Here is a 12,444-nt window from a genome sequence, read left to right on the forward strand (position 1 = left end):
CAGGTCAACAAAAATGAGTCGGTTTCAGGTCTTGCCCTTACCCATTAAATCTTACAGCATTGCTACATTTAGCGCCGCCACGGCTTTACTGCTGACAAGTCTGTTACTGTTTTCCTTCCAGGCAACTCCTGCAATTTTACTTTTTGCCGCTGCAATGGTTAGCGCTTGGTATTTTAGCTTAAAGTCCGCAGAACAAGAACTAGAAATAGAACGCCAGATTATTTCAAAAGTAATTGACACGACGGCTTGCTTAATTGTAGTTCTCGACAGCCAAGGACGGATTGTCCGCTTTAACCAAGCTTGCGAAAAAACCACAGGCTACTCAGCAGCAGAAGTTGTGGATAAATATGTTTGGGATCTCTTCTTGATTCCCGAAGAAATAGAGCCAGTACAAACAGTTTTTGCTAAACTTAACACCGCAGAATTTTACAGCGAATATCAAAACTATTGGCGTACTAAGAATGGCGGCAAGCGCTTCATTTCTTGGTCGAATACAGTGATGGTCGATGGCGAGGGTGTGGTAGAATATGTGATAACAAGTGGCATTGATATTACCGATCGCAAATCAGCAGAACTAGCCCTAGCTTTAGCTTACTCTGAGCTAGAAAACCGTGTTAAACAGCGCACGGCAGAACTGACAGTCGCTAAAGAAGCGCTGCAAGCTCAAGAAGAACGATTTCGCTGTTTAAGTTCCTGTTCGCCGATGGGGATTTTTATGGCGGATTTCCAGGGGCGCTACACCTATGCAAACCCGCGCTGTCAGGCAATTTTGGGCTTGAGTTTGGCAGAAATTTTAGGAGAAGGTTGGGAGAATTGCATTCACCCGGAAGACCGATCGCGCGTATTGAGCCAATGGCAGGATTATACTCAAGAAGCTGGGGAATATGCGATCGAGTATCGCCTGCAAATATCAGAGGGGATTGTGCGCTGGATTCACGTTGGTTCCGCGCCGATGTTCTCCGACTGTGGCGAACTCATCGGACACGTGGGCACGGTGCGAGATGTCACCGAAAGAAAAAAAACGCAAGCAGCTTTGTCAAGCAGCGAACAGCAACTGAGAACGCTGCTAGAAAATACGCCAGATGCGATTATCCGCATTGACAAAGAACTGCGTTATATTTATGTCAATCAAGCAGTTGCCAGAAGCCAAGGAAAACCAGTTTCATTCTTCCTCGGCAAAACCAATCAAGACCTAGGAATGCTGCCAGAACTCTGCCAAATGTGGGATGAAACCCTGCACCAAGTATTAGGAACAGGTAGAGAAAAAATCATCGAATTTCAGGGGCACTCAACCGACGGTCTCAGAACATATCAATCTCGCGTTGTTCCAGAATTTGACAAAGACGGCGTACCAGAATCGGCGTTAATTGTTGCCCGCGACATCACAGAACTCAAACTTGCCGAAACTCAAAGATTGCAGTTGACAATCGAACAAGCAGCTAGGGAAAAAGCGGAAATTGAACAGCGGCGATCGGGATTTTTAGCAGAAGTTAGCAAAATGCTGGCTGCGGCGTTTGACGGGGAAACAGTGCTGCAAAATGTCGCTGAATTAGCCGTTAATTCGATCGCAGACGGGTGTTGCATTCATTTGACCGAAACTGACTCAAAAGTGCGCCAAGTCGCTGTGGCTCACGTAGAACCCTCTACGGTTGATACTCTGAATAACTTGAGAATCCGCAGCCAGATCGCCTCCGATGCTGTTAACGGCTATCCGCTGGTAATTCGCAGCGGCAAATCCGAGCTAATTGCCGAAGTGGATGCAGAGATTTTAGCAGCAGCAGCCGACAATGCAGCAGAAATGGAAAGATTGCGATCGCTCAATATCGGATCTCACGCTTGCGTACCGCTGAAAGCGCGCGGGCGGGTAATGGGTGCGATTAGTTGCTTTACCTCGAAGTTTGGCCGCCGCTACAGTGCAGCAGACATGGCAATGCTAGAAGATTTAGCATACCGCGTGGCGATCGCCCTAGACAACGCCAGACTTTATACAGAAGCACAACAAGCACTATCTCAAACATCGGAATCCTTCGCCTTAATTGACGCGCTGTTAGAAGCATCTCCCCTAGCGATTTGCTTTCTCGATCGCGAAATGCGCTTCATCCATATCAATCACGTCTTAGCAGAACTCCAGGGTTTGTCCGCCGAAGAGCATCTCGGTCAAGATTTCCGCCAATTGTTGCCAGAATCAGCAGCCAAATTTGCACCGATAATTCAGCAAGTTCTAGAAACCGGTCAACCTATTTTAAATGTAGAAGTTAGCGACGAACTTCCGGGAAAAGCGGGAGATTTTGGCTACTGGCTAGCCAACTATTACCCAGTGAAAAATGAAAGGGGAGAAATCATCGGTGCCGGCATAATTCTCGCAGATATTACCGCCGCCAAACAAACAGAATTAGCTTTGCGGAAAAGCGAAACGCGGTTCCGCAGCGTGGTTGAATCTAATATGATCGGTATCGGTTTCTGGGATGTGGACGGCGAAATTACGGAAGCTAACGACGCGCTGCTGGAAATGATTGGATATACTAGGAAAGACTTAGTTTCTGGACAGATTCGCTGGGTCGATATCACGCCGCCGGAATACGCAGAACTCGATCGCAGCGCCCTCGCCCAAATCGCAGCATCAGGAAGTTGCGCGCCCTATGAAAAAGAATTCATCCGCAAAGACGGCACACGCTTTCCAATTTTAGCCGGCGCCGGAAACTTGCAAGGATTCACAGACAAAGGATCGTTCTTTGTACTCGATATCACCGATCGCAAACAAGCCCAAAACCAACTCCGAGAAAACGAAATTCGCATTCGCAACCAACTAGCAGAACTCGACTTAGTTTACAACACCACACCAGTTGGGCTCTCCTTTGTCGATACCAATTTGCGCTACATCCGCATGAACGAATGCCTCGCTCAGATCAACGGCAGATCGATCGCAGATCACATCGGGCACACCGTCAGAGAAGCGATACCAGAACTTGCCGATATGGTAGAGCCGATTTACCTGCAAGTGCTGGCAACGCAAACCCCCGTGCTCGACTTGGAAATGAAGGCTGCAACCCTTCAACAGCCGGGAGTTGTCCGGGATTGGCAAGTCAGCTTTTACCCCGTGATCGATGAATCGGGAACGCTGTTGGGAGTCAGCACTGTGGTTGCCGAAATTACTGATCGCAATCAAGCAAAACGGTTGGTGCAGCAAAGCGAAGCCATATTCCGGCGACTGTTTGAGTCCAATATTTTCGGAGTCGCGATCGGCGATTTGACCGGCCGCATCGCCTACGCCAACGACTCCCTGCTAAAAATGGTCGGCTACACCCGCTCAGACGTGCTCTCCGGTATCATGCGGTGGGACAGGATGACCCCCCCCGAATACCTGCACCTCGACGCCAGGGCGGCGCAAGAACTCCGGGCTAAGGGAGTTGCAACTCCTTTTAAGAAAGAGTACATCCGCAAAGATGGCAGCCGCGTCCCGATTTTGATGGGCGCGACGACTTTGTGCCCCGACAAGGGCGAACCAGAGACGATCGTCGCCTTCTACATCGACTTGACCGAAATCTCGCGGGTGGAAGCAGAACTCAAAAACAATCAACAACGGCTGCAAATCGCTCAGCAAGCAGGCAAAATCGGAACTTTTGAATGGAACGTCCAAACGGGCGAACTCGCTTGTACGCCGGAGTTAGAGGCATTGTACGGGCTGCCGATCGGCGGTTTCGACAGCAGCTATCAAAATTTGCTGGCAATGGTGCATCCAGACGATCGCACTTTCACCCAACAGCAGGTGCAGGCAACCGCAGCTTCCGGGGAGGAATTAAACATTGAGTTCCGCATCTGCCGGCCCGACAACAGCGTGGGCTGGATTGCTTGCAGGGCTAAGGTGTTTCAGGACGATCGCGGTTTACCTCTGCGGATGATCGGGGTGAACGTCGATATCAGCGATCGCAAACAAGCAGAGGAAGCGCGATCGCAAATCAATCAAACTTTGGAAGCTTTGATTCAGGCTTGTCCCCTAGCAATTAGCGTTTTCAGTGCCGACGACGGGATTGTGAAAATGTGGAACCCAGCCGCCGAGAGGATTTTTGGCTGGTCAGAATCAGAGGTGGTAGGTGAATTTTTGCCCAGCATTCCCCCAGACAAACGGGAGGAATTCACGGCGAAGTTGAAAAGAATTCGCGCCGGACACGGGCTCGCCGGAGTGGAAACCCACCGCCAAAGGAAAGACGGCAGATCGATCGACATCGGTTTGTGGGCAACTCCAGTCCGCGACGGCAAGGGTAACATTAACTGTATGTCGATCGTCGCCGACATCAGCGATCGCAAGCAAGTAGAGGCAGAACTCGCTCAGTTGCTCGATCGCGAACAAGCCGCGCGGGCCGAAGCAGAAGCCATCAACCGCCAGAAAGACGAGTTTCTCGCCACTCTTTCCCACGAACTGCGGACGCCTTTAAATGCGATTCTGGGCTGGGCCCAGATACTTCGCAGAGGCGGGTACACCCCAGCAACTTTAAAGAGCGCCCTCGAAGCGATCGAGCGTCAGTCACGGGTGCAGGCGCAGCTAGTGGAAGATTTGCTCGATGTTTCCCGGATTATTCAAGGCAAGCTGGCTCTGAAACCCGGCTGGTTCATGATCAGAAAGACGATCGAAGTTGCTCTGAATTCAGTCATTTTCACAGCCCAGGCTAAGTCTGTGACTGTTTCCTCGGAATTTGACCCCGCAGTCAGTTTGATGTGGGGCGATGCCCAGAGGTTGCAGCAGGTAGTCTCGAATTTGCTGACTAACGCCGTCAAGTTTACGCCTTCTGGCGGAACTGTAGCAGTGCGCTTGTCTGCGGTAGCTGTGGCTAATTCCTCATCACCTAATTACGTGCAAATTACTGTTAGCGATACCGGCAAGGGCATTTCTGCTGAGTTTCTGCCCTACGTATTCGATCGCTTCCGACAAGCAGATGGCTCGATTACTCGGGCTGACAGCGGTTTGGGGCTGGGATTGGCGATCGTCCGGCACTTGGTGGAACTCCACGGCGGCACTGTACGCGCCGAAAGTCCGGGTAAAGACAAGGGTGCGACATTCACGGTAATGCTGCCCCTGAAACAGCGTCGCAGTAAGCAGCCACAGTTGAGAGAGGACAGCAAAGCCGCTCAAATTCCTCCGGGTATTTTGGCTGGTTTAAAGGTGTTGGTAGTTGATGACGAACCCGACAACCGCGAGTTTTTGGTGGTGGCGCTGCAACAGTTGGGGGCGAGTGCGACTGCTGCTGCTTCGGCTGCTGAGGCGATCAACATTTTACAGCAGTCGCCGCCAGATATTTTAGTCAGCGATATCGGGATGCCGGTTGAGGATGGCTACTCGCTGATCCGCAAAGTGCGATCGTCCGAATCTGACAAAATCAAGCGCTTGCCGGCTGTGGCGCTAACAGCTTATGCTAGCCAACAAGACCGCGATCGAGCGATCGCCGCTGGTTACAACGAACACTTAGCAAAGCCGATCGATCCTGCTCGATTCGCCGCCGTCTTAGCTCAGTTAAATGTGCCAAGGTAGGGGTAAAAAACTCATAACAATCAGCCTCCACTAGGGCAATTCCTTTACCGCTATGCCCATTAATCCCCTCAACCGCCCAGCAGCAAAACTTTTCCGCAAGCTTCCCCTGCGAACAGTTTTGATTGTTCCGTTTGTTTTGCTAACAGTCAGCGCCGTCGGCGTCGTAGGCTTTCTTTCTTTTAAAAGTGGTCAAAAAGCCGTCGAGGAGGTGGCGCAGCAGCTAATGCAGCAAGTAGGAGAGCGAATTGCCGATCGCCTCACCAATGATTCTGGGCCGTCCAAAATTAGCACTTTTCTCGATCGGCTGCACTTCTCTAAATCTGGACAAACTTTCATCATGGATCGATCGGGCAATTTGGTTGCCACATCCACCCTAGAAACGCCTTTTGTCAAGCAAGGAAAACAGCAACCGATGCCATTGCGGCGCATCAACAGCCAGGATGTCCGCACCCGATATATTGCTCAGCAACTCGCCAACAAATTTGGCAATTTGGGCACCCTACAAACAGCCCAGCAATTGACTTTGACGATCGAGGGATCTCCGCAATTTCTCCGCGTCACTCCCTATCGAGATGCCCGTGGCTTGGATTGGTTGATTGTGGTGGTGGTGCCAGAGTCGGATTTCATGGCTCCCATTCAAGCGAATACGCGCAATACATTGTGGTTGTGCGCGGGTACGCTGGCGATCGGGAGTGCGATCGGATTTTTGACTTCCCGTTGGGTAACAAAACCCATTTTGCGCTTGAATACCGCCGCCAAAAATGTAGCAAAAGGCGAATGGGATCAACCTTTAGAAATTAGACGCTGCGATGAAGTCGGAGAACTCACCAATTCCTTCAATCTAATGGCAGCGCAACTGCAAAAGGCTTTTGCAGAACAAAAATCTTTAACTGAAGCTTTAGCGCAGAGTGAGAGCCAACTCAAGCAATTTATCGAAGCCGTACCCGCAGGGATATCTATCCACGATACATCGGGTAAAGTCATCTACTTAAACCAAACTGCCAAGCGTTTGCTCGGCGTAGAAAATATCCCCGAAGCGACTTTACAAGAAATGGTAGAAGTTTATCAAATCTACCGCCAAAATCAGCCGTATCCAACAGAAGAACTGCCCGCCTTCCGAGCGCTGCGGGCCGAAACGGTGCTCGTTGACGATTTAGAACTGCATCGAAATGGGGAAATTATTCCTCTTGAGGTGCGCGCCACACCAATTTTTGACGCAGGCGGAAACATTATTTATGCCGTCAATGCTTTTGCTGACATCTCAGGCCGGAAACAATCAGAAAAAATCTTAACTAACTACAATCGCACTTTAGAAACCGAAGTTGGTACCACCGCCTTAGCTCGTGCTAATGAACTATTACAGGATGAAATTGCCGATCGCCAATTGCTCGAAGAAAAGTTTTACAGTTCTACCGAGCAAATTCTAAAAATATTCGAGTCGATCGCAGATATTATCTTAATTTTAGAGCCCACAGAAAAAACCATCCAAATCATACCCACCAAGGGAATTTTTCAAGACAACTATCACACGAGTCAGATCGACTCCATCATCCAACAATTTTTCCAAGACGAAAGCGAGGAGATTTATTTCGATCGAGTTCGAGAGGCATTAGCAACCCAACAAACTATTAATTTTGATTACAGTCTGCAAATTAATAACCAAGAAGTTTGGTTTGCTGCTAAAATTTCGCCATTGTCCGATCGCTCTGCGGTTTGGGTAGCCCGTGATATTAGCGATCGCCAGTTAGCCGAAGCCCGACTGCTGGAAGCCCAAAAAATTGCCCATATTGGTAGTTGGGAATACGATATAGCCCAAGCCACAAGCACTTGGAGTCAAGAACTCTATCGTATGTTCGAGCTCGATCCGACTCAAAAACCGCTAGCAACCCCAGAATTAGTCGAGCGTTTTCATCCCGAAGATCGATCGCCCTATCTGACAATGCTTGAAGAGCGATCGATCCACAAAAAAAGCTTTGAACTCGATCTGCGGCTGATCCGCAGAGATGGCTCGCTCACTTACATGGAAGTCCGAGGGAAACCAGTTTTTGATCAAACAGGGCAGTTGATCCGTTGGTTCGGCACTGTCTTGGATATTAGCGCTCACAAACAAGCCGAGGCAGCTTTGCGAGAAAGCGCCCAGCGGGAACAAGCGATCGGGCGATCGATCGATCGCATCCGTCAGTCCTTAGATATTGACACAATCTTCCAAACCACAACCTCTGAGCTGCGAGAAACCCTAAAATGCGATCGAGTCGCCATCTATCGTTTTAATCCAGATTGGAGCGGCGAATTTGTTGCCGAGTCAATGGCGGAAGGCTGGACATCTCTGATCCAAAAACAATCGAACGATTCTGATTGGTCAAACAATCTTGTCGAAGACTCTAACTGTACAGTAAAAACGCTCCAAACCTACAGAGAACCAGTGCGAGATACCTATCTACAAAGAAATCAAGGCGGTATGTACAATCGAGGCGTTGCTTACCGCATGATTGAAGACATATACACCGCTGGGTTTACTCCTTGTTACCTGAAACTATTAGAGCAATTTCAAGCTAAATCCTACATTATTTCACCCATATTATGTGGCATTCAACTGTGGGGTTTGCTCGCCAGCTATCAAAATTCTGGGCCCCGTACTTGGCGCGAAGCAGAGATCAATATTGCGCTGCAAATTAGCACTCAACTCGGAGTAGCCTTACAACAAGCTCAATTGCTCGAAGCCACTCAACAGCAAGCAGTACAGCTCCAACAAACCGCCTGGGCAGCAGAATCAGCCAACCTCGCGAAAAGCACTTTTTTGGCCAACATGAGCCACGAATTACGCACCCCTCTCAACTCAATTCTAGGATTCTCCCAATTGATGCAGCGCTCAACAAACCTCAGCCGCGAACAACAGGAAAATCTCCAGATCATCAACCGCAGCGGAGAACACTTGCTAACTCTGATCAATCAAATATTAGATTTAGCCAAAATAGAGGCGGGACGCATTACCCTCAACCCAACAAACTTTAAATTAAGCAGACTACTAAACGAGGTGGAGGAGATGTTCCAACTCCAGGCGCGGGAGCAACAATTGGAGTTAATATTTAGCTACTCTAGCGATACTCCGCAATACGTCAAAACCGATGAAATTAAATTGCGCCAAGTTTTAATTAATCTACTTTCTAACGCCATTAAGTTTACGAAAGAGGGAGGAATTGCGGTAAAAGTAAGTTGGGTTATGGAGCCTGAAAATCAGCAATTACCAATCAATTACAAATTACATTTTGAAATAAAAGACACCGGCTGCGGCATGGCGAGTGATGAGTTAGATCAGCTTTTTCAAGCCTTTGTCCAAACCAAAACAGGGGAAACATCTCAGCAGGGAACCGGCTTGGGGCTAGCCATCAGTCAAGAGTTTGTCAAGCTGATGGGTGGCATGATCACTGTGCGCAGTCAAGTAGGGCGCGGCACTACCTTCGCCTTTGATCTCCCCGTCAGCGCGGTTGAGGCGGCGGACATTCAACTGGTACAGCCGCCGCGTCGGATAATAGCCCTCGAACCTAATCAGCAGCGCTATCGGATCTTGATTGTGGACGATCGCGAGGACAACCGCAAACTGCTGATCAAAATCCTTGCAGCCTTTGACTTTGAACTCAAAGAAGCCAGTAATGGTGTAGAAGCCATTGAAATCTGGTCGAGTTTCGAGCCACACTTAATTTTTATGGATATGTGGATGCCCATGATGGATGGACATGAAGCTACGCAACGTATCAAAGGCACCATTAAAGGTCAAGCTACCGCCATTATTGCCGTCAGTGCCGCTAGCGCCGAGGAAGCGCGAACCGTTACTGCATCAGATGATTGCGATGACTTTATCCACAAACCCTTTCGAGAGGCAGAAATATTTACCACGCTCCACAAACATCTCGGAGTGCGTTACATTTACGATGAACCGGAGAATGTGCCGGAGCCAACTCCAATCGAGGCTCCGACTTCAGAGACTATCGCAGCTTTACCAGCGGGTTGGCTGGCTGATTTAGAGAAAGCTACAATTGAGTGCGATTTAGAATTGATTCTCAATCAAATTGAGCTAATTCGCGATCGAAATCACTCTTTAGCCAGCGCTCTCGCCGCATTAGCTAACGAGTTTCAATTCAATCAAATACTAGCTCTCATCCGTCCCGAAACGAAATAACAATGATATTAAATAATGTTCGTAGTGAGGACTACAGTCCTCATTAAACTTTGAATACTAAAGTCAATACAGTTCATTTAACGCTTTTTTGTCATTGCGCTTCTGGAAAGCAATCGCAGTATATTTTTGTCACATCGTTTTGCCGATCGGATTATCTTAAGTGAATCGTATTGATCCTAAAGTCATCATTACAAACCTACAAAAGTTGTTTTAAAAAATAGCAAGCGCGCCCGAAGCTGAGGAGGTTCATAATTGCTGACATCCTTGCAGAAGATAGCTTCTTCATTCTCTCGCGACGATAACTAAAAGCTTCCTTCTTCCTTCTTCCTTCTTCCTTCTTCCTTCTTCCTTCTTCCTTCTTCCTTCTTCCTTCTTCCTTCTTCCTGATGACTAATGACTACTGACTAATGACTACTGACTAATGACTAATGACTAATGACTACTTATAAAGATATGAATGACCAAACAACTCCCCTGTTAAAAGGGAATATTTTAATTGTTGATGATGTTCCGAATAATTTGCATCTTTTATCTAAAATACTCTCGAAGCACGGCTACAAAACACGCACCGCACCCGACGGTCAACTAGCTTTAAGGTCGATCGAATTAACTCCTCCCGACTTGATATTGCTGGACATCATGATGCCAGATATGGACGGCTACACAGTCTGCAAAGAGTTAAAAGCTTCTGCCAAAACCAAGGACATTCCCGTTATTTTTATCAGTGCTTTGAATGAAGTGTTAGATCAAGTCAAAGCCTTTGAAGTTGGCGGTGTAGACTATATCACAAAACCGTTTCACGACAAAGAAGTTCTGGCCCGCGTCTCAAATCAAATCATGCAGCGCCATTTGTTCCAACAAACACAATCCTACGCCCAACAACTCGAACAAACTGTAACTGAACTTAAGAAGACTCAAGCTCAGTTAATACAGAAGGAAAAAATGGCTTCTTTAGGTCAACTAGCCGCAGGAATTGCTCACGAAATCAACAATCCAGTCAACTTTATCTCCGGCAATATTGGTATGGCTGCTGACTATGCACGAGATTTGGTTCGCCTCATCAAATTATACCGACATTACTACCCGCACCCCGTTGCAGAAATTACCGACGAATTGGACAAAATTCAACCCGACTTCATTGCAGAAGATTATCCAAAACTGCTGAATTCGATGAAAGATGGTGCTTCTCGGATCAGCAAAATTGTGCTATCTTTGCGCAACTTCTCCCGCCTTGGCGAAGAAAAAAATAAGTCAGTGGATATTCATGCAGGCATTGACAATACTTTAGTTATTTTGGAACATCGGCTCAAGGAAGCAAACAAGGCCGGTGAAATTGAGGTGATCAAACACTACAGTCAACTACCAAAAATCACCTGTTACGCCAGTCAATTAAATCAGGTGTTCATGAACCTGCTAAGTAATGCTATTGATGCCCTGGAAACTAAACCATATCCTCGAAAAATTACCATCAGCACTTCAGTAACTTCTGACTCAGAACCTGCGCTGCACAATCCAGATTCAAAATTCGCAATTCAAAACAATCAATCGGTTGTTATTCACATTGCCGATAACGGTTGTGGGATCAGCGAGGCAGTGTACCACCGGATATTTGACCCATTTTTTAGCACGAAGCCTGTCGGCAGCGGTACTGGATTAGGGTTGGCTATCAGTCACGATATTATAGTGGAAAAACATGGAGGTAAAATCAGTTGTATTTCTGCTCTTGGCGGGGGGACAGAGTTCATTTTGCAGATTCCGATATCTGTTATGGCAGTTGACGGTTGACAGTTGACAGTTGACAGTTGCACAGTACGGGAATCAAACTATTTATGCTTGACTGGTATCGGCTCTATTTATAAGGTTATTTATGTCCGCGCCCGATGTGGCTGCTGTTATAAATCTTAAAATGTTATAAGTTCGTAGTCAGGAATAAAGTCCTTAGAGATAGGACTTAATTCCTGACTACAAACAGGGTAGATTGTGTGGAATTATCCTGAGAGCGTAGTTACTTTAAATCCAGCAATCCGCTAGTTTTCAGTTTGGGATTAAACCGAATTTCTTCAGTTACACCGCGAAGTTTGAGCAGCGATAAAATTTCATTTTCCACGCGCCGCGCTACATTTTTTAACAATTTATCTTTGGCAAGTTCATCGGCGACAATACCTTCATAATTTGCGATTTCTTGGGCAGTCATCACGGTTTTGGTGTCGATGGGATCGTTCCACTTGGTGGCATCGGCAGCGTTGCCCTGGGGCTGGGAACCGTTTTCGGAAATCCAACTCGATCGGATGCTTTCTAGTATAGTGCGGCTGGGTCGATCGATAATTTGGACTTTTAGCCAGTAGCAATGTTCGGTTTGGCGCACCAAATGCTGTTTGAGGCTGAGGTAAGTATCGCGGGAATAGCCGACAAATTGCAGGACTTTTTCGTTGTCGAAAATCGCGTACACGCCGATTTTACCCTGGACAAATTCGGGCAATTTCCCTTCTGAGTCAATGTAGGGAATGAATTCTAAGCTGGCGAGAGGGTGAATTTCTTCTGTCATTTTTTGTTTGAATTATCGATGTTAATTTTTCCTGAAATTTTCCTGATTTTTAAGTAAATCTACTTAATTGAAGGTGAAATACGGACGGATGGCTAAAAAGCTTGCTGTGTATGTTTTATTCCTTCTTCCTTCTTCCTTATGTCAACTGTCAACTGTCAACTGTCAACTGCCAACTATCAACTGCCAACTGCCAACTAT

At 47.4% G+C, this 12,444-nt stretch carries 4 protein-coding genes; 3 read left to right on the plus strand and 1 reads right to left on the minus strand.

Annotated features, from left to right (window positions below):
• The first annotated feature begins 13 nt into the window (after positions 1-13).
• From QUB52_RS13840 to QUB52_RS13850, 3 genes are all read left to right on the plus strand, one after another.
• The gene (locus tag QUB52_RS13840) at positions 14-5,524 is read left to right on the plus strand and encodes a PAS domain S-box protein (RefSeq protein WP_332973491.1); all 5,511 of its coding nucleotides are present in this window, start codon (positions 14-16) and stop codon (positions 5,522-5,524) included.
• 52 nt (positions 5,525-5,576) lie between these two features.
• A complete protein-coding gene (locus QUB52_RS13845) occupies positions 5,577-9,701 on the plus strand; it encodes an ATP-binding protein (RefSeq protein WP_332973493.1) in 4,125 nt (1,374 codons plus the stop codon).
• Positions 9,702-10,154: 453 nt separating this feature from the next.
• Complete coding sequence (locus QUB52_RS13850; RefSeq protein ID WP_332967518.1) at positions 10,155-11,486, plus strand: hybrid sensor histidine kinase/response regulator; 1,332 nt, start codon at positions 10,155-10,157, stop codon at positions 11,484-11,486.
• 220 nt (positions 11,487-11,706) lie between these two features.
• Here the strand turns inward: QUB52_RS13850 and QUB52_RS13855 are convergent, their stop codons facing one another.
• The gene (locus tag QUB52_RS13855) at positions 11,707-12,246 is read right to left on the minus strand and encodes a GIY-YIG nuclease family protein (protein WP_265233546.1); all 540 of its coding nucleotides are present in this window, start codon (positions 12,244-12,246) and stop codon (positions 11,707-11,709) included.
• Positions 12,247-12,444: the final 198 nt, after the last annotated feature.

The organism is Microcoleus sp. A6-C6 (genome assembly GCF_036705955.1).
Lineage (GTDB): Bacteria > Cyanobacteriota > Cyanobacteriia > Cyanobacteriales > Microcoleaceae > Microcoleus.